This window comes from Halobacterium rubrum (genome assembly GCF_021729015.1).
Taxonomy (GTDB): domain Archaea; phylum Halobacteriota; class Halobacteria; order Halobacteriales; family Halobacteriaceae; genus Halobacterium; species Halobacterium rubrum.
On the sequence record NZ_JAJQQZ010000002.1, the window covers coordinates 494,110 to 511,286 of the forward strand.

Here is a 17,177-nt window from a genome sequence, read left to right on the forward strand (position 1 = left end):
ACATCTCTGTAAGGGATATGGCTCAGGCCGCTAATCAGGAACTCGTCGACCTCTTCGAGGACTTCTATCGACGATATTACAGCCAGGAGGTATCGAAACTCGCACGCGAGTATCCTCGCGAGTCGAAGTCCCTCCTAATTGATTGGAGAGATCTCTACCAGATGGATCCTGATCTGGCTGACGATTACATCAATCATCCCGACCAGATTCAGGAGGCCGCCGAGGAGGCCCTCCGGCTGTACGACCTCCCCGTCGACGTCAGCCTCGGACAGGCCCACGTACGAGTGTGCAACATGTCTAGAACGGCGAAGATAGGTGAGATAGACTCTGAGAAGATCAACAAGCTAGTTTCGATAACAGGGACGGTTGACGTCGCGTACCCGACCGAGAGCAGCGTGGAACGAGCGGTCTTCGTCTGTCAGCGGTGTGGCGCTGCAACCGAGATTCCACAGGCTAACGATAAAGATTCGGACATACAGAAGCCGTACCAGTGCGAGTCCTGCGAACGGCAAGGCCCCTTCAAACTCGATAAGGACCGATCGGAATGGGTAGACGAGCAGAAGTTCAAGATTCGTGAATCTCCTACCGGAGACAAGGACGGAAAGGATATCGAGAGTATCGTCGCATTCGCTGAGGACGACATAGCAGGAACTGTCGACCCCGGGAACCAGGTCACGATAGTCGGAGTAGTCCGGAAGAAGGAGCCCGGTGAGCACACTTCGGCGTCGATTTCGGACAAGTACATCGAGGTGAGCAGCATCGAGCCCGCTGACCCCCTCGAAGAAATCGAGATTTCCTCGGAGGAGGAACAGCAGATTACGGGGCTGGCTGACAGTAAGGACATCTATGAAAAGCTGGTCTCTTCCCTCGCCCCGTCGGTACAGGGGTACAGAGAGCAGAAACTCGCCCTGCTCCTGCAGCTTTTCGGTGGCGTCGACAAGGAGCTACCTGACGGTGCAACAATCCGGGGTGACATCCACGTCTTCCTCATTGGAGACCCGGGGTCGGCGAAAACTCGACTGCTCCAAGCCACGACGAAAATCGCGCCTAAGGCCCTCCGAACGAATGGAACCCGGACTACGAGCGCGGGCCTAACCGCAGCGGCGACTCGGACCAGTAGCGGCACGAGCGCGTGGGAACTCGAAGCCGGACCAGCTGTTCTCGCGGACGAGGGACACCTCGCTGTCGACGACCTCGACCACATGCCCGAAGATGTACAGGCGAACCTCCACGAGCCGATGGAGGAACAGACGGTCTCTGTCTCGAAGGGCGACGCGAACGAAGTCCTCTCGGCACGGACGTCCATCACGGCAGCTGCCAATCCCAAGTACGGTCGGTTCGACCAGTACGAACCGATTGGAGAGCAGATCGAGCTGGCGCCCGCGCTGATGTCCAGGTTCGATCTCATCTTCACCCACACCGACGAGGTCGATGCAGAGTCTGATTCGAAGGTCGCATCGCACATCCTCGACGTGAACCACGTCGGCGAACTCAGGTCACGGAATACGACCGAGGCCAGCGAGGAGTCAGACGAGCTTCTGGAAACCGCCGAGCCTGAGATTGAAATTCCCCTCCTTAGGAAGTACATCGCGCATGCTCGTCGGAACTGCTTCCCCGAGTTGACACCAGACGCGAAGGAGGCCATCGAAGCGTTCTACGTCGACCTACGGTCAAATGGTGCCGACGAAGACGCTCCAGTTCCGGTCTCGGCACGGAAGGTCGAGGCGGTAGTCCGTCTGGCGGAAGCCTCTGCGCGTATGCGTCTCTCGAACACTGTCGATCAAGAAGACGCCGACCGCGTCATCGGACTCGTTCGGAGTGCGCTTCAAGACATTGGGGTAGACCCTGAGACGGGTGATTTCAATGCCGATACGATTGAGAGAGGAGTCTCGACGGAGAAGCGTGAGGAGGTCCTGAATTTGAAAGACCTGATCAAACGGATTGAAGACGAGAACTCAGACGGAGCGCCAATTGACGAAGTCGTCCGGCGAGCGAAGGCAAATGGTATCTCTGAGGAGACAGCGAGAGCGGATATTGAGAAGTTGAGAAACAAAGGAGAACTCTACGAACCGAGAGAGGACGTGTTCCGGTCAATCTGACCCGTATAAGTAATCAACTTTGTTGGAGACGTTTCCAGTAGGATTCAAAATCGGCTCTCGGTCATCTTGAGATAATCGAGAAAAGGGAAATAGTATCTCAGGATGAAGCAGTAATTGAAACCAGCAAGCTCGACTTGACTTGCGAAAGGAATACCCGGTGCCGTTCCCGACGAGTTTCGTGACTGGTTCAGATAATTCTCCTACGTGAGGGCTTGTGGATGGAATACAGACACCACAGTTAAGGAGGATTCAATGCCAGTGTCATTTGACAGAATGTCCCCTTCATCGGTACTGATGAATGCGATCTCCTCGATACCATCTGTATCTGCGAGACGATAGGAGTCTAATAGAATGTCTCGATCTGCCTTGTTTTCTATTAGATTATCCAAATCCCGGTACTCGGGCTCATATTGCTGACTATACGAAGATGGCCGATCACGAAATACATTCAGGTCAATCGGCCGTTGGGACTCGTCTCGGAGCGCTCTGACGAAGTCCGTTGGATCCTCAAAACATTCGTCGATATCGCCAACATTCGCGGATAGAGCACGTGTATTGTCTGATTGCGAGAGGCCGATGTAGAGATTAGGGATGTGGCTTACTAATCTCAACACTCCGCGAATAGAGTCATCATCAAACTCGCTCCGGATGAAGTCAATAATATCCTGCTCTGCATTCACACCACCATCTGTGTCACAGTCCTCAAACACTTTGCGAGCGGCTTGTTTCGCAAGTCGGCGCTGTTTATTGACTACGTCCTCCGCTTCATCAAGGACAGCTTCGCTTGTGTGAATTGCAGCTTCAGCGTATGGATTGGCAGAGGTGTATTCGCTAACAGGGTCCCTCTGGTTATCCCATTCAACAGTGTAGCCAATTAGAATATTCGTGTCTATGAAGTGGTCTTCCGGATATCTGCCGGACATCAGTTGTCCTGCTGAAGGCCTTCAACCACTTTGCCCCATCCCGACTCTTGTGGAGACTGGAAATCCGTTGGTCCGTCCGAATTTCCTTCAAGTTCTTGTGCGACGAATTCACGGAACTGCTTGATTTCTGCTTCGAAGGATTCCTTTTTCATCATGTAGTCTGACTCCCACCCTTCCAGATCGTCTTCGTACTCCGGGTCATGTTCAACCATCCTGAGCCGATAGCAGAAGAGTTGCCAGAACGATTTGGCTAATTCGTTAAACGTTCCAGACCCGTGGCGGTCGTCATCGACGACCTCCAGGTACCGTTTGGCGACCGTATAGAAGCGCGAGTAAAGCTTGTTGACTTCGTTGAATTGGTCGCCCACAGGAAGGTATGCCTCCGCAGTCCCGATTAGGTTCGAGATTTCTTCGGTACTGTAGTGCCAAGGAACACCCTGATCGTATTCTTCGACTGCATCCATCACTTCGAATTTGAAAAAGCGCTGGAATTCGTACGGAGCGTCTTCGTAGACTTCCCCCAGCTTTTGCTCTAGGTCCGCATAGATATCGTAGTCCTCTTCCAACACTCGCTCAAGAGCGGCAGCAGCAGCGGTATAGCTATCACCCGTAAACTCCAAATCTGGACCTTCTGGTGCTTGCTTGAATTTCAGCCCCCCATCGACACTTTTCTCGGTTTCCACAGCACCAAGATCTCGTGCTCGGTTCACAGTGCTCTGGACTTCATCTGATACTGGTCCATCAAGATACCAGTAATAGGGAAGCTGTTGAGCTATGTCGTTATCATCGTCAAGACGCTTCTTGAGATAGTAGAATACCTTCTGGACGTCCAAGTAGTATAGATAGGTCTCCTCATCCAACTCGTCTAGAGCGTGAGAGAGCAAGCCGACTAGCTTATCAGTATCTGTATGTGGACGGCTCATCTCTAGTCTTACTAGCGTGTCTGTGCGTATCTGGATAAGTATTTCCCAACTAAGCGGGACACGCTCACACAGCCAGAATATGGCCCATACTTCCTCTAATCCCTTTTCGTCCCATATCTGGCCGGCCTTTACGAGGATTGGTAGTAATGAATTGCCATCCCGGTGAAGAACCCGGCGCCGTGCCCGACGAGGTTCGTGAATCCGCCCTGGTTCTGGACGCTAGCGGGGAAGCTGCCGACGACGAGGTACAGCGCGGCGAGCGTCCCGAACGCGAGAATCACTGCGAGGCGGTCGTTGGCTCGAGCCCACTCGCCGAGGCCGGTCACCGCGACGGTGCCGTTCCAGCTGGCGTAGGCGACGACCGCGAGCAGCACGGCGAGCAGCGCCAGCATCAGGTAGCGAATCGGCCCGGCGAACGTGATGGCCCACGTCGCGAACAGGACGATGCCGAACATGCTGGCGGCGTACATCGCGTTCTCCTCGGGTAGCTCGTTGTCATAGGCGTCGAGGATCCGCATGAGGAGAAGGCCGGCGAAAGCGGCGACGATGCCGGAGAGCCCGCGGCCGTAGCCGATCGAGGCGTCAACAACAATTCCCCACGTGAGGTAGCTGGCGGCGTTCGCTATCATTGGTACCGCGAGCACGATGAACGCGAACGCCTGGAAGAATTCTCGGCGGCGGTTCTGGTAGACGTAGAGCGCGTACAGTGTTGGGACAGAGAGCAGGTAGCCGACAACGTTCCCGAGTAGGTGACTGGTATTCGCGTGAACAAACGCGGCCGTATAGAACTGATAGACCGTTGGGTTTTGATAGTTGAGAGCCAGTTGGGCGAATACGACACCGTCAAAGTGCAAGGCAAGTGCCAAAAGAATCGGAACGGCGATGAAAATGCTGTTCATGATGTTGATTCCGCCAGGTCCTCTCGTACTTGAACGAGCCAACTCTCTGAATTGGTTGGACATCTACATCAGTCAGGACGGACGGGATACATAAGAAGGGAATAGACGTTTTAGAGCTTCTAACACCCATTCACAAGTGTTTCGGGGGTGCATCATCGGCATGAACCCCCGTTCAGGGGTTATTTGAGACTGCGTTTAGTGACAGTAGAACGATGAGCCTCCCCGAAGAATTTCGAGAGGAGTTCGATTCAAAGGGAGAAACCTTCTTCCAAATCGCCGAAACTCTCTATGAGAACCACGGCGACCAATTTACACTCTCAGATTTAGCTGATGAGGTGGGACTATCGAAGAGCCGAGTGAGTACCCATCTCGAGGAGCCACAGGAAGGGGACTGGGTGAGTAAAAACTCCGGGGACACCACCTACGTCTGGAACACCGAGAAGTACAATCCCATCGAGATTGAGACGACTGACGCCGTGTTTGGACTCTATACGGATTTGTGGGAGGTCTTAAAACGACACTCTCGGGCGACAACTGGCACGCCAGCTATTGCTGGGTTAGTACTCTTTATCACTGCAGGAATGATGTGGTTCCTCTATTTCGGATTCTCAGTAGGACTCTTCCAAGAGTCAGTCATACCGATTACGGGCTATTTCGGTGTTGGACTCGTGCTATTCATAACAGGGGTGGCTGTGACGCTATTGTCTCCGACTATGGCTATCGCAAACAGGGCAATTCTCAAGATTTACCAAGTGCTGAAGAATAGCTAATTCCGGCCGAGGTCCGATTGATGGAGGTTTTTTCCGGTGTATTCAGTTCGACTTCTAAAGCAATTCAACTATTGATGGTTTTGCTGGCTTGACTCCACAATCGGCGATAGATTACCTCACCGTCGCCCGTCAGTCATCAGCGAAGGCACGACAGCGGCGACCCGCAACCAGAGTATGATTGAACCCCAGACTGCCCGAAATTTACGTTCGCCTCGGTCAAAGTGTAACTATGCGTTTCAGGCAGTAACGCGACCGAACCCGTTGGCTCAGAATCGGCCACCGTATGGATGGGCCCTGGCGGATTTGAACCACCGCTCACCCGGTGTCCCACAGCGCCGCCGGGGTGCGACGGCACTGGTATGAGCCGGGGGCTTTGAACCAGACTAAGCTAAGGGCCCTGTGGCAGGAGTTTCTCTGGAACGGCCTTTAGCGTGTCGGGTTCGGGACCCGACGCCGCCGGTCGATGCTCGCAGCAGAGGCAGGCAGACAGGTGGGAAGCCGAGGGGTCAGGTGTCGGCGCCTGCGTCGTCGTCGTCGTCGCTAGGCGCTTCGCCGCTGCCGTCGGGGGCGGCGGGGCTTGGTGGCTGGACGACGAGGCGGTCGATGCGGGCGTCGGTGACGGCGTCGACGCGGAGGACGAAGCCGTCGTGTTCGAGTTCGTCGCCGACTTCGGGGGCGCGGCCGAGGCGGCTGAACACGAGGCCGCCGACAGTCTCGACGTCGTTGGTCTCGAATCCGGTGTCGAGGCGGTCGTTGACGGTCTGGACGGGGACGCCGCCGTCGACGAGGTAGGTGCCGTCGCCGCGAGTCTCGATGGCCGGCTGCTGGCTGTCGGTGTCGAACTCGTCCTGGATGTCGCCGACGATCTCCTCGAGGATGTCCTCGATGGTGAGGATGCCCTCGAAGACGCCCCACTCGTCGATGACGACCGCGAGCTGGCTGCCCTCGCGGGCCTGAAAGTCCGCGAGGATGGCGTCGATGCGGCGGGTCTCGGGGACGACGATCGCCTCGCGCGCGAGGTCGCGGGCGGTGAGGGCGTCGCCGCGGTCGGGTTCGGTCTCGGTCGCGCGGAGGATGTCCTTGGCGTGCACGAAGCCAACGGGCTGCTCGCCGTCGTCGTCGAGGACGAGGTAGCGAGTGTAGGTGCCGTCGGCGGCGACGGCCCGGAGATCCGAGAGCGGCATCGAGGCGGGGACGGTAGCGACGTCGGGCCGCGGAATCATGACCTCGCGAGCGACGGTATCCCCGAGTTCGAAGACGCTCTCGATCATCTCCACCTCGTCGACGTCGATTTCGCCGGTCTCCTCCGAGCGAGTGAGAATCATCCGGATCTCCTCCTCGGTGTGTGTCTCCTCGCTCTCCGACGCGGGGGAGACGCCGGCGAGCTGCGTGAAGTAGTTCGCCGTGCCGTTGAACACGACCAGTCCGGGCCGGAACACGAAGTGGAAGACCTTCATCAGTGGCGCGACGACGAGCGCGATCTTCACGGCGTCCTGAATGGCGAACGTCTTCGGGGCGAGCTCGCCGAAGACGACGTGGAGGAACGTGATGGTCCCGAACCCGATGGCGAACGCGACGATGTGGACCAGGCTCGCCGGCAGCAGCTGGCCGAGCACGGGGTCGATGAGCGCGGCGAGCGCGGGCTCGCCGACCCACCCGAGGCCGAGCGAGGACAGCGTGATACCGAGCTGGCTCACCGCGAGGTAGCTGTCGAGGTTCTCGACGGCCTCCTTGACGGCTTTCGCCCCGGGTTTCCCGCGCTCGACGAGGCCGTTCACTTGCGTCGGCCGCACTTTCACGAACGCGAACTCCGCGGCGACGAACACGCCGTTCATCACCACGAGGAACAGCGCGAGCAGCACGCCGCCGACGTCGACGAGGTCTACCATGCCCGTCCTTGACGGGTGAGGTCCTTGTATGAGAGGGTCGGCGAACTGCCACTGGGGAAGTCCCGGAGCCGACGCTCCGCGAGTGAGTGTGCGAGAAGCGCCGTCGGGAGACTACCGTCTCCCGGGCCGTGAATTTCGGAGAAATTCACGCCGCCACCAGGGCTCGAACCTGGGACAACGTGGGTAACAACCACGTGCTCTACCATCTGAGCTATGGCGGCTCGCACTCTCCGGTAACCGGGGCGTTTTGAAATGGCTTTCGTTTCGCAAGCAGGCGGGGCGGGCATCGACACGGCTTAGGCGCGGAGTCGTGAACGCGGAGGCATGAGCGACTTCGAGGCGGTCGTCGGGCGCGTCAGCGAGCGCGTGGACCCGACGGCCGAGGAGCGGCGGGCCCTCGCGGCCGCAGCCGGCCGGCTGGCCGACCGGGCGCGGGACGCCATCGCCAACCTCCCCGTCGACGCCGAGGTGGTGCAGGTCGGGAGCACCGCTCGCGGGACGTGGGTGGCTGGCGACCGGGACATCGACCTGTTCGTGCAGTTCCCCAGCGACCTCCCGCGGGAGGACCTGGAGGCGTATGGGCTGGAGGTCGGCAAAGCCGTGCTTCCGGACGGCCACGAGGAGTACGCCGAACACCCCTACGTGAAAGGCGAGTTCGAGGGGTACGACGTCGACCTCGTGCCGTGCTACGGCGTGGAGAACGCCACGGCCATCCAGTCGGCCGTCGACCGGACGCCGTTCCACAACGAGTACCTCCTCGAGCGACTGGACGACGACCTCGCCGGCGACGTCCGGCTGTTCAAGCAGTTCCTCAAGGGCGTCGGCGTCTACGGCAGCGACCTCCGCACGCAGGGGTTCTCGGGCTACCTCGCGGAGCTGCTCGTCGTCGAGTACGGGGGGTTCCGGGCGACACTGGCGGCCGCCCAGGACTGGCGGCCGCCGGTCGTTCTCGACCCCGAGGACCACCAGGCGGCGGAGTTCGACGACCCCCTCGTCGTCGTCGACCCCACTGACCCGGAGCGCAACGTCGCCGCCGTGGTCTCCGAGACGAACGTCGCGACACTCCAGCACCACGCCCGCACGTTCCTCGAAGACCCCGACGAGGACGCCTTCGAGCCGGCCGACCGCGAGCCACTGGACGAGGAAGCGCTGCGCGCCCACCTCGAGCGGCGCGCGACGACGCCGCTGGCGGTCGTCTTCGACGCGCCCGACCTCGTCGAGGACCAGCTCTACCCCCAGCTGTACCGGTCCCGTGATGGCCTCGTCCGGGGGCTGCGGGAGTACGGCTTCCAGGTGTTGCGGTCGGCGACGTGGGCCGACGGCCGCGCCGTCCTGTTCGTTGAGCTGTCGGTCGCCGAACTCCCCGCGGTCGAACGCCACGTCGGCCCCCCCGTGCACGTCGAGGACCACGCCCGCGGCTTCTACGAGAAGTACGCCGCGGACGACGACGCCTACGGGCCGTTCGTCGACGACGGTCGGTACGTCGTCGAGCGCGACCGCGAGGTGCGGACGGCCCACGAGTTCGCCCGCGACCGCCTCGACGAGGTGGCGCTGGGCGCGCACGTCGCGTCGCTGGTCGCCGAGGCGGACTACGAAGTGCTGGTCGGCGGGGAGGTCGCGTCGCTGGTCTCGGAGTTCGGCAAGGGGTTCGCGGCCTACTTCGAGCCGAACGCCTGATGCGTGTCGCGGAGCTCGTCGAGGACTGACCGGACGCTCGTACTGACATCGTCCTCGTCGTCGTCGAGCTCGACGGGCTCCCGGCCGTCGAACGTCTCGTGGACGACGCCGACGCCCTCGGCGAGCGTGTCGAGGCTGTAGCCGCCCTCGAGGACGAACGCCAGCGGCGCGTCGGTCGCGTCACTGACGGCGCGGACGCGGTCGGCGAGCATCGCGTACCCCTCCGTCGAGACGTGGAACCGCGAGATGGGGTCGTGGCGGTGCGCGTCGAACCCCGCGCTCACCAGGAACAGCTCGGGGTCGAAGGCCTCGATGGCCGGCGCGACTAGTTCGTCGACGGCCGCGGTGTAGTCGGCGTCGCCCGCGCCCGCCGGGAGCGGGAGGTTCAGCGTCGTCCCCTCGCCGTCGCCCTCGCCGGTCTCCTCGACGGCGCCCGTCCCCGGATAGAGGCTCTCCTCGTGGATTGACGCGTAGAACACGTCGCCGCGGTCGTAGAAGATGTCCTGCGTGCCGTTGCCGTGGTGGACGTCCCAGTCGAAGATGGCGACCCGGTCGAGGCCGTGCTCGTCAAGGGCGTGCTGGGCGGCGACGGCGGCGTTGTTCACGAAACAGAACCCCATCGCGTCGTCCGCGACGGCGTGGTGGCCGGGCGGCCGGCCCAGCGAGAACGGCGTGTCCCGGCCGTCCGCACCGTTCAGCGCGGCTCGCACGGCGTCCATCGCGAGCCCGGCGCTCGCGAGCGCGGCCGGCCACGTCGCTTCGGAGGCGGCCGTGTCCGGGTCCCAGTTCCCGCCGCCGCGCTCACAGAACTCCCGAATCTCCTCGACGTAGCCGTCGTCGTGGACGGCCGTCACGTCCGCCTCCTCGGCGGGCGCCGCGCCCTCGTAGGTGACGCCGTGGCGCTTCTGGAGGCCGCGTTTGACCGCGCGAAGCCGGTCGGGGCTCTCCGGGTGGCGCGAGCCGGGATCGTGGTCGAGACACGTCTCGCTGAACCCGAATCTCATTCCACGAGCTCGAAGTACGTCTGGACGTCCTCGGCCTGCACGGTGCGACGGCCGGCGTGCTCGGCGAGCAGCGCCGCGCCCGCCGCGGCCTCCGAGGCGTACGCCTCGAGGACGTCCGCGAGTGCGACGCGGGCGTCCTTCGACACCCGGAACCGGTCGTCGACGTCCATGCGAGCGATGCGGTCGACGGGCGCCACCGGCAACTGGAGGTCCGTGTCGTCCGGCACCGACTCCACCTCGAAGTCCTCGGCCATCAGGGTCTTTCGGCCGTCCTCGCTGGCGACGGCCGCCGCGTCCACGGCCAGACTCGCCCCGTGGCGCTGGATGCGGCGCGCGAGTTCCTCTGCCGCGCCAGCGCTCACCCGCAGGTCACCCGCGTGCCGCCGGATGATGCCGTCCACCGGCGCGAACGGGAGTTCGACGCTCATGCGTCAATGCGTGGCGCTCGCACGCTTAACTGTTTCCGTTACTCCGAGAAACTGGCGGGGCGGACGGCGCGGTCAGTGGAGTTCTTCGGCCTGCAGGCGGCCGTCGTGCAGCGACCCCCGGACGGTGACTTCCTGGCCGAGCGTCACGTCGGCGTCCGTCTCGACGCTCATCGTCTCCTCGCCGTCGTCGAGGATTACTGGGTCCCGAGCCTGTACGACCACGCCCGTGAACTCGACGTCCTCGGCCGTCTCGGCGGCGCTCGGGGACGCCCCGTTCGACCCACCGGTAGCGCTCGCCGTCGGGTCGTCGCCGTCGGCGCTCGCGTCCGCTTCGTTGTCGTCGGTGTCGTCGCCGTCGCCGGCGAACGCGCCGAGGCCCTGCCCGCTGTTCCCGGCGTCGTCGCCCGCGCCGCCCTGTCCGGTGGTGCCCTCGGAGAGCTGGATGACCGAGGCCTGCCAGCCCGCCGACGCCTCGAGGTCGTCCTGCCAGCCGTCCTGAATCTCCACGTCGACGAACGCCACCTCGTCGCCGGGGCCGACGTCCATGTCCGCCTTGTCGCCCCACATCGCCACCCGGATGTCGCCCGTGTCGTCCTGCACGCGGACGTTCCGGACCTGCCCCTCGCTGCCGTCGTCCCGGTCGAAGGTGCGTTTCGGGTCCGCGGACCGGATTACGCCGGCGATGTCCGCGACGTCGTCCAGTTCGAGGCTGTCGATGGGCGACGCGTCCGGCTCGAACGCCACGTCGGCGTCCACGGGGTCGACCGCGCCCCGGTCGCCGACGTGGAGCTCGAGGCTGCCGTCGCGCTCCCGGACGTAGCCGTCCACGACCTCCACGACCTCGCCGGGGTCGAGGTCGAGAGCGGTCTCCGCCTGGTCGTCCCAGAGCGTCACCCGCACCCGGCCGGTCTCGTCGCCCAGCACCAGGTTCGAGACCTGCCCCTCGCTGCCGTCGTCCCGGTCGAAGGTTCGGACGTCCTCCGTCGAGAGCACCTCCCCGACGAGGTTCACGTCCGAAATGCCCAGCGAGAGGTCGCCGACGTCGTACTCGTCCTGGACCTGCACGTCGATGTCCTCGTCGTTGTCGATTTCGACCTCGTCGACGCTGACCTCCACGCCGTTGTAGCCGTCTTTCGGCCGGCCCTTGATTCGGAGGACGTCACCCACGGAGAGCTCGTCGGTGGCGGCCTCGGCCTGCTCGTCCCACAGCGAGATGCGGACGCTGTCCGTCTCGTCCGCCACCTCGACGTTCACCACGCGGCCCTCGGGCTGGTCGTCGTCGTCGCGCTCGAAGGTCCGGACCTCGCCGACGCTCGTGACCTTCGCGAGGAACTTCACCTCGTCCATCTCCGGCTCGATGTCCGCGACCCCGTTGACCTCCCCGTCGTCGACCTCGTGGGCGATGAGCATGGCTGCCGTCTCCTCGTCGGCGAGCCCGCCCATCTGTTCGACCTTCGACTCGACGGCCTCCCGGAACTCCTCGATGGAGACGTCGTCGGTGTCGAGGTCCTCGTAGATGTCCTCGATGTCGCCCATTGTCGGTTCAGGTCAAAGAGACGGCCGGCATAAGCGTTTTCGGTGTCGGCACGCCCCCGCGCTGTCCGCCCGGTCGGTCGCTGTCGCTGCCGTCCATACCGGGCGTGCTTCGCCCTCCCGTTTGAACGTTCGCCTCAGTCACTGGACGTGGTCGAGCACCTCGTCGCGGACGTACTCCAGGAAGGCCTCGGCGTCGTAGCTCGCCGGCTGGTAGACCTCGACGTAGCCGCTGCGCGAGGCCGTCATCTTCACCTCCTCGTCGTCGTCGTAGCCGTACGCGAGCCCGAGTTGCGTGAGCGTCGCGCCGTCCAGCAGCGCCGGCAGGTCGCGGCTCGCGCGCAAGTCCGCGCCGTGGAACGTCCCGTTCACGCCGCCGTCGCCGTCGCCGGAGACGCCGACGCGCCACGGCGTCGCGGCGTCGTGGTCGCCGAGCACGCCCTCGAGGTCGATTGTGGCGCGCTCGATGCTGGTGTTCGTCTCGGCGCCGACGAGGTCGAACGCGAACGCCCCCGCGCCGCTGCCGACCGCGACGAACTCGCCGGGGACGCCGACGAACTCCGTGAACTCCGTCGTGACGTCCGTGCCCTCCGTGACCGTGATGCCGTCGTCCTCGATGGCCGCGTCCCGCGAACTGGTCAGTCGCTCCGCGGCCGCCCGCCCCTGGAACGCCATCCCCCCGGACGGCAGCGAGAACACGCGGTCGATCTCCAGACGGCGGTCGAGCTCGCGGCCGCCCTCGGTGACCGTCTCCGCGTACGAGTCCACCATCTCGAACGACCCATCGACGACGCCGAGTACGCCTGCCCTCATGTCGGTTCGACCGAGAGCACCCCGGGTCATAACGGTTGGTGGTCGTGTCAGAAGAAACTCACCACCGGCGAGGCTCAGAGCGCCACACCCGCCACGTCGCGGCGCTCGCCACGGGAGTCGTGGACGACGACGGCGCCGTCTGGCGGTCCGCCCACGACCGTGACTGACGCCTCGTAGGTGACCTCGGTGAGGCACTGCACGCAGGAGTCGACGCCCTCGCGTGCGACGCTCGCCACCACCACCCGGAGCTCACCGTCCTCCACGCTCGCACGCTCCAGGCGCGCGGTCCGGCAGCCGTCCCGCACGGTCGTCGTCCCGGAAACCGACACCGTCTGTCCGCTCACGCTCACCGACGCCGCCTCCCGGACCGCCCCACAGCCGGCGTCGGCCACCGAGAAGGCGGTGTCCGAGACACCGGGCCGTGCCGTCGTCCCGTCGCCGCTGCCCGCCGGCAGCCCCACACAGCCCGCTGTGGCCGCTGCCGACACCGCCGCAGCGAGCACGGTACGACGACGCATACCACAGTGTTCGCCGGACGGCGTGAAATGACTTGCCACCGGGACCGCCAATCGTAACCGCTTTACGTAAACCCGGGCTACGAAAGAGTGAGTCCGGATAGGGTAGTGGACTATCCTCTTGGCTTGCGGAGCCAGGGACCGGCGTTCAAATCGCCGTCCGGACGTAATTTCTCGCGCTGCTACGACGACGAGCGACCGCCGTGTCGCTCGTCTCGTACAGCGAGTGGTTTCGTCAGGCGATTTGAGCTTGACAGACAAGCGCAGCGAGTCTGTCGGCGTTCAAATCGCCGTCCGGACGTAATTTCTCGCGCTGCTACGACGACGAGCGACCGCCGTGTCGCTCGTCTCGTACAGCGAGTGGTTTCGTCAGGCGATTTGAGCTTGACAGACAAGCGCAGCGAGTCTGTCGGCGTTCAAATCGCCGTCCGGACGTTCCTCTGTAGACTACACCCGAGAGCGACGTCTATGTCGCTCTCGGCGTACTGGTGTGTTAGCGTCGAGGCGATTTGAGGTTGACAGACGAGCGGAGTGAGCCGACCGTCTCGGGACGTTCAAATCGCCGTCGGACCGGCGGTCCGACGAGGCGCCGACCACGGGTCGGCGCCGCCGTCCGGACGTTCCTCACTGCGTTCGTCACGACCGGACGAGCCCGTGCTCACGCGGTTCGTACGGACGCCGTCCGGACGGTACTTATCCTGCTGCCACGACCGCGAGAGCCCTCTGTGACTCTCGCCTCGTGCAGGGAGTCGTCACGCTCTCGTACCCGCCCACCGGCGAGTGAGCGAGGGGACTCCGGCTGGCCGGGCAGCGACGCGGGCCGACTGGTTTTTGCCCTCGGCGACCCGAAGACGCCCATGGACGCGGCGCTGCGTGCGGGAGTCGCAGTGTACAACGCCGGCTACTACCACGCCGCCCACGACGCCTGGGAGGACGAGTGGCTGGCGCTCGAGGACGGAACCGCCGACGAGCGGTTGCTCCACGGACTCGTGCAGTTCACGGCCGCCGTGCACCACGCCCGCGGGCGGAACTGGGCGGGCGCGGTCGGGCTCTGCGAGAGCGCGCGCGAGTACCTCGCGGCAGTACCGGGCGACTATCGCGGCGTGAACGTCGCCGACGCCGGAGACTACCTCGGCGCGCTCGGCGATGACCCCGAGCGCGTCGAGCGCGAGCCGCCGCTGGCGCTGACCGTCGACGGGGGCGCGCTCGAGCTCGACGACCTCGAACCACCGGCTGCCGTCGAGGCGGCCGTGGTGCTGGCCGAGGCGCTGGGCTACGACGAGGCAGAGTTCTCGGCCGCTGCCGAGTACGCCCGCGACACGCTCTCCGACGGCGGGTACGGCGAGTTCGCGGGGCTGCTCTGTGACTTCGTGACCGAGCGCGAGCAGCGGGCGCTGGTCGCGACCCGGCTCGGTCAGCACGTCCGGCGCAAACAGCGCCGGGAGGACGACGTGGCCGGCCTGTTCGACTGATCGACCGGCTGTCTGACTCGCTGTGCCGGCGGGCTACGCCGCTGCCGCGAACAGTTCCGTGTACGCGATGTAGCCCGCGACGACGAGGCAGGCGAGGCCGGCCGCGCGGACGAACCACGGCGCCCACGCGCCGAACGGGTCGTCGCCGTCGCTGCCGTACTCGCCGCCCTGGCGGCGCCGGCGGGTCGGCCCGACGAACACCGACAGCAACAGCATCGCTCTCGGCTTCGCGAGCAACGCGACGCCCAGCAGGGCGCCGAGTCCGACCGCGAGCAGCTCGCGGACGCCGACCATCTACGAGCGGAGTCGCTGGATGCGCTTCTCCATCGGCGGGTGCGTGGAGACGAGCTTCGACAGGAGGCTCGTGCTCTCCCCGAAGATGCAGAGCGCGGAGACGTTCTCGTCGACCCGGGACTCCTGGCTGCGCTCGTTGCCCTTCGAGATCTTCTCGAGGGCGCGGGCGAGCGGTTCGCCGGTGCCGATGGCTTCCCGGGCGTCGGCGTCGGCGACGTACTCCCGGTAGCGGCTGATGGCGAGCACGAACAGCATCACGAACATCTGGACGAGGTTGCCGACCACGATGGCGAGGAAGAAGTCCGCGATGTCGTTGTCGCCCGTGAACAACACGATGTACTGGGCGACGATGCCCACGACGGACGCGATGCCCTGCCCGATCACCATCGTCACGACGTCGCGGTTGGCGATATGCGAGAGCTCGTGGGCGAGCACGCCGTCGAGCTCCTGGTTGTCCAGAATCTGGATGAGCTCCTCGGAGACGACGACGGTGCCGTTGCCCTTGCGGCCGACGGCGAACGCGTTCGGGACGCCCATGCGGGCGACCTTGAGCGTGGGCTTCTCGATGCCCATGTCCCGCGAGAGCGCTTCGACGCGCTGGTGGATGCGCGAGTAGCGCTGTTCGTCCATGTCTTCGGCGCCGACGCTCCGGAGCGCGGCCCACTTGCCGATCTTGTACTGGACGCCGACGAGCAGGACGCTGCCGACGATGGCGATGGCGAGGATTGTCTGGCTCTGCCCGAAGAAGAACCACGCGGCAGCTACCGCTACCGAGTAGAACGCGAAGAGGATGGTCCCGACGATGGCCATCCGTATCTTGAGGCCGGTGTGTCTCATACCGAGAGATAGTTACGCGTCCTCGCTTATAAATCCGTCCGCAGTCGCGGGAGGAATTCGCACGGCGACGAGGGGAGTCGCTGTATCGACCCGTCAGGCGACGTGGTCGTCGCCGTCCCACTCGGCGGAGTTGTCCACGGGGTCGTACCCGAGCGCTTCCCTCGCGCGGTCGATGGAGTAGTACTTCCGGTCGTTGTCGGAGACGCCGACAGGCTCGCTTCGCTCGCCTGTCGAGCCCTCGTTCGCTCCGCTCACGGGGATGCCGTAGACGACCTCGTAGCCGGTCTAGAGGCGCGGACGGTTTACTCCGCGTCGACGACCTTCTCGTCGCCGTCCCACTCGGCGGAGTTGTCCTGGGGGTCGTAGCCGAGGGCCTCCTTCGCGCGCTCGATGGAGTAGTACTTCCGGTCGTTGTCGGAGATGCCGTAGACGACCTCGTAGCCGTAGTCGGCCGCGAGACAGCAGTCGAAGAGGTGCGCGCAGTCCCGGTGGGACAGCCACATCGCCTGCCCGCGCTCGTAGTCGATGGGCGGGTGGCCCTCGGTGAGGTTGCCGATGCGGACGGCGGCGAACGTGAGGTCGTGTTCGTCGTGGTAGTAGCGGCCGAGGGTCTCGCCGGCGGCCTTCGAGACGCCGTAGAGGTTCCCGGGCCGGGGCAGTTCGGTGCCGTCCAGCCGGAAGTCGTCCTCGCTGCGGTAGAGGTCGGGCTTGCGGTCGGTCTCGTAGTGGCCGACGGCGTGGTTCGAGGACGCGAACACGAACCGGTCGACGCCAGCGTCGACGGCGGCGTCGAGGATGGTCTGGGTGCCGTCGATGTTGTTCCGGAGGACGCTGTCCCAGGGCGCCTGCGGACGGGGGTCGCCGGCGAGGTGGATCACGGCGCCGACGCCCTCGACGGCCTCGCGGACGGCAGCCTCGTCGGTGACGTCGGCGACGACGAACTCGTGGTCGGGGTCACCCGTCGGCGGCTCGCGGTCCAGCAGCCGCCAGTCGTAGGCGTCGCCGATGCCGCCGAGGATGGCCTGTCCGACGCGCCCCGAGGCGCCCGTGAGGAGGACCGGCTCGTCCATTCGAGTAGTTCTGTGCCCGACTGGGCTATCA

The 17,177-nt window shown here is 64.1% G+C and carries 17 protein-coding genes and 3 tRNA genes; 5 read left to right on the forward strand and 15 right to left on the reverse strand.

All coding sequences use genetic code 11. The features are described 5' to 3' along the window. The first annotated feature begins 17 nt into the window (after positions 1-17). Positions 18-2,099 (forward strand): minichromosome maintenance protein MCM, encoded by a 2,082-nt coding sequence (locus LT971_RS10020; RefSeq protein WP_237006791.1) that lies wholly within the window; start codon positions 18-20, stop codon positions 2,097-2,099. Between the two features lie 200 nt (positions 2,100-2,299). On the opposite strand, the gene LT971_RS10025 is transcribed toward LT971_RS10020, so the two are convergent. From LT971_RS10025 to LT971_RS10035, 3 genes are all read right to left on the reverse strand, one after another. Further along, positions 2,300-3,022 carry a hypothetical protein gene (locus LT971_RS10025; RefSeq protein ID WP_237006792.1) on the reverse strand — a complete coding sequence of 241 codons (723 nt, stop codon included), beginning with the start codon at positions 3,020-3,022 and terminating at the stop codon, positions 2,300-2,302. Then, positions 3,022-3,945 (reverse strand): hypothetical protein, encoded by a 924-nt coding sequence (locus LT971_RS10030; protein WP_237006793.1) that lies wholly within the window; start codon positions 3,943-3,945, stop codon positions 3,022-3,024. Before LT971_RS10030 ends, LT971_RS10025 begins: the two co-directional genes overlap by 1 nt. A 128-nt stretch (positions 3,946-4,073) precedes the next feature. Then, complete coding sequence (locus tag LT971_RS10035; protein ID WP_237006794.1) at positions 4,074-4,844, reverse strand: hypothetical protein; 771 nt, start codon at positions 4,842-4,844, stop codon at positions 4,074-4,076. Between the two features lie 212 nt (positions 4,845-5,056). On the opposite strand from LT971_RS10035, the gene LT971_RS10040 reads away from it, so the two are divergent. Further along, positions 5,057-5,614, forward strand: a complete 558-nt coding sequence (locus LT971_RS10040) for a hypothetical protein (protein WP_237006795.1) — start codon at positions 5,057-5,059, stop codon at positions 5,612-5,614. Between the two features lie 288 nt (positions 5,615-5,902). Here LT971_RS10040 and LT971_RS10045 read toward each other — a convergent pair. From LT971_RS10045 to LT971_RS10055, 3 genes are all read right to left on the reverse strand, one after another. Continuing rightward, positions 5,903-6,012 (reverse strand) — tRNA-Ile (locus LT971_RS10045). A gap of 108 nt (positions 6,013-6,120) precedes the next feature. Continuing rightward, a complete protein-coding gene (locus LT971_RS10050; protein WP_237006796.1) occupies positions 6,121-7,503 on the reverse strand; it encodes a hemolysin family protein in 1,383 nt (460 codons plus the stop codon). Between the two features lie 148 nt (positions 7,504-7,651). Continuing rightward, positions 7,652-7,724, reverse strand: a tRNA-Asn gene (locus tag LT971_RS10055). A 103-nt stretch (positions 7,725-7,827) separates the two neighbouring features. Here LT971_RS10055 and cca point away from each other — a divergent pair. After that, a complete protein-coding gene (gene cca / locus LT971_RS10060) occupies positions 7,828-9,180 on the forward strand; it encodes a CCA tRNA nucleotidyltransferase (protein WP_237006797.1) in 1,353 nt (450 codons plus the stop codon). Here the strand turns inward: cca and LT971_RS10065 are convergent. The 5 genes from LT971_RS10065 to LT971_RS10085 form a co-directional block, all read right to left on the reverse strand. Continuing rightward, entirely contained in the window at positions 9,159-10,184 is a 1,026-nt protein-coding gene (locus LT971_RS10065; RefSeq protein ID WP_237006798.1) for a histone deacetylase family protein, read from the reverse strand. The two genes, cca and LT971_RS10065, sit on opposite strands and share 22 nt — an antisense overlap. After that, positions 10,181-10,612, reverse strand: coding sequence for a histone (locus LT971_RS10070; RefSeq protein WP_237006799.1), 432 nt, complete (start codon positions 10,610-10,612; stop codon positions 10,181-10,183). The genes LT971_RS10065 and LT971_RS10070 overlap by 4 nt, the downstream gene beginning before the upstream one ends. A 72-nt stretch (positions 10,613-10,684) precedes the next feature. Then, a complete protein-coding gene (locus LT971_RS10075) occupies positions 10,685-12,148 on the reverse strand; it encodes a single-stranded DNA binding protein (protein WP_237006800.1) in 1,464 nt (487 codons plus the stop codon). A gap of 138 nt (positions 12,149-12,286) precedes the next feature. Continuing rightward, a complete protein-coding gene (locus LT971_RS10080) occupies positions 12,287-12,958 on the reverse strand; it encodes a hypothetical protein (RefSeq protein ID WP_237006801.1) in 672 nt (223 codons plus the stop codon). A 74-nt stretch (positions 12,959-13,032) separates the two neighbouring features. Continuing rightward, positions 13,033-13,476: a hypothetical protein gene (locus LT971_RS10085; protein WP_237006802.1), complete on the reverse strand. Its 444-nt coding sequence runs from the start codon at positions 13,474-13,476 to the stop codon at positions 13,033-13,035. Between the two features lie 91 nt (positions 13,477-13,567). Between LT971_RS10085 and LT971_RS10090 the strand changes: the two genes are divergently transcribed. Together LT971_RS10090 and LT971_RS10095 are read left to right on the forward strand one after the other, a co-directional pair. Beyond that, positions 13,568-13,640, forward strand: a tRNA-Arg gene (locus LT971_RS10090). 690 nt (positions 13,641-14,330) lie between these two features. Next, entirely contained in the window at positions 14,331-14,945 is a 615-nt protein-coding gene (locus tag LT971_RS10095; RefSeq protein WP_237006803.1) for a DUF309 domain-containing protein, read from the forward strand. Positions 14,946-14,978: 33 nt separating this feature from the next. Here LT971_RS10095 and LT971_RS10100 read toward each other — a convergent pair whose 3' ends face one another. The 4 genes from LT971_RS10100 to azf all read right to left on the reverse strand — a co-directional run bounded on the left by LT971_RS10100 (position 14,979) and on the right by azf (position 17,146). Further along, positions 14,979-15,239 (reverse strand): hypothetical protein, encoded by a 261-nt coding sequence (locus LT971_RS10100; RefSeq protein ID WP_237006804.1) that lies wholly within the window; start codon positions 15,237-15,239, stop codon positions 14,979-14,981. Further along, positions 15,240-16,049, reverse strand: a complete 810-nt coding sequence (locus LT971_RS10105) for a M48 family metallopeptidase (RefSeq protein WP_425293280.1) — start codon at positions 16,047-16,049, stop codon at positions 15,240-15,242. It abuts the gene before it with no gap. A 120-nt stretch (positions 16,050-16,169) separates the two neighbouring features. Beyond that, complete coding sequence (locus LT971_RS10110; protein WP_442908538.1) at positions 16,170-16,331, reverse strand: hypothetical protein; 162 nt, start codon at positions 16,329-16,331, stop codon at positions 16,170-16,172. A 47-nt stretch (positions 16,332-16,378) separates the two neighbouring features. Continuing rightward, on the reverse strand, positions 16,379-17,146 hold the full coding sequence (azf, locus tag LT971_RS10115; RefSeq protein ID WP_237006806.1) for an NAD-dependent glucose-6-phosphate dehydrogenase Azf: 768 nt from the start codon (positions 17,144-17,146) through the stop codon (positions 16,379-16,381). Between the last annotated feature and the right edge of the window lie 31 nt (positions 17,147-17,177).

Excerpts from the sequence above, each read along its gene's own strand:
- LT971_RS10085 (WP_237006802.1), bottom strand. The coding sequence starts at position 13,476 with ATGCGTCGTCGTACCGTGCTCGCTGCGGCGGTGTCGGCAGCGGCCACA.
- azf (WP_237006806.1), bottom strand. The coding sequence starts at position 17,146 with ATGGACGAGCCGGTCCTCCTCACGGGCGCCTCGGGGCGCGTCGGACAG.
- LT971_RS10080 (WP_237006801.1), bottom strand. The coding sequence starts at position 12,958 with ATGAGGGCAGGCGTACTCGGCGTCGTCGATGGGTCGTTCGAGATGGTG.
- LT971_RS10075 (WP_237006800.1), bottom strand. The coding sequence starts at position 12,148 with ATGGGCGACATCGAGGACATCTACGAGGACCTCGACACCGACGACGTC.
- LT971_RS10065 (WP_237006798.1), bottom strand. The coding sequence starts at position 10,184 with ATGAGATTCGGGTTCAGCGAGACGTGTCTCGACCACGATCCCGGCTCG.
- LT971_RS10020 (WP_237006791.1), top strand. The coding sequence starts at position 18 with ATGGCTCAGGCCGCTAATCAGGAACTCGTCGACCTCTTCGAGGACTTC.
- LT971_RS10030 (WP_237006793.1), bottom strand. The coding sequence starts at position 3,945 with ATGAGCCGTCCACATACAGATACTGATAAGCTAGTCGGCTTGCTCTCT.
- cca (WP_237006797.1), top strand. The coding sequence starts at position 7,828 with ATGAGCGACTTCGAGGCGGTCGTCGGGCGCGTCAGCGAGCGCGTGGAC.
- LT971_RS10100 (WP_237006804.1), bottom strand. The coding sequence starts at position 15,239 with ATGGTCGGCGTCCGCGAGCTGCTCGCGGTCGGACTCGGCGCCCTGCTG.
- LT971_RS10105 (WP_425293280.1), bottom strand. The coding sequence starts at position 16,049 with ATGGCCATCGTCGGGACCATCCTCTTCGCGTTCTACTCGGTAGCGGTA.
- LT971_RS10095 (WP_237006803.1), top strand. The coding sequence starts at position 14,331 with ATGGACGCGGCGCTGCGTGCGGGAGTCGCAGTGTACAACGCCGGCTAC.
- LT971_RS10040 (WP_237006795.1), top strand. The coding sequence starts at position 5,057 with ATGAGCCTCCCCGAAGAATTTCGAGAGGAGTTCGATTCAAAGGGAGAA.
- LT971_RS10050 (WP_237006796.1), bottom strand. The coding sequence starts at position 7,503 with ATGGTAGACCTCGTCGACGTCGGCGGCGTGCTGCTCGCGCTGTTCCTC.
- LT971_RS10070 (WP_237006799.1), bottom strand. The coding sequence starts at position 10,612 with ATGAGCGTCGAACTCCCGTTCGCGCCGGTGGACGGCATCATCCGGCGG.
- LT971_RS10035 (WP_237006794.1), bottom strand. The coding sequence starts at position 4,844 with ATGAACAGCATTTTCATCGCCGTTCCGATTCTTTTGGCACTTGCCTTG.
- LT971_RS10025 (WP_237006792.1), bottom strand. The coding sequence starts at position 3,022 with ATGTCCGGCAGATATCCGGAAGACCACTTCATAGACACGAATATTCTA.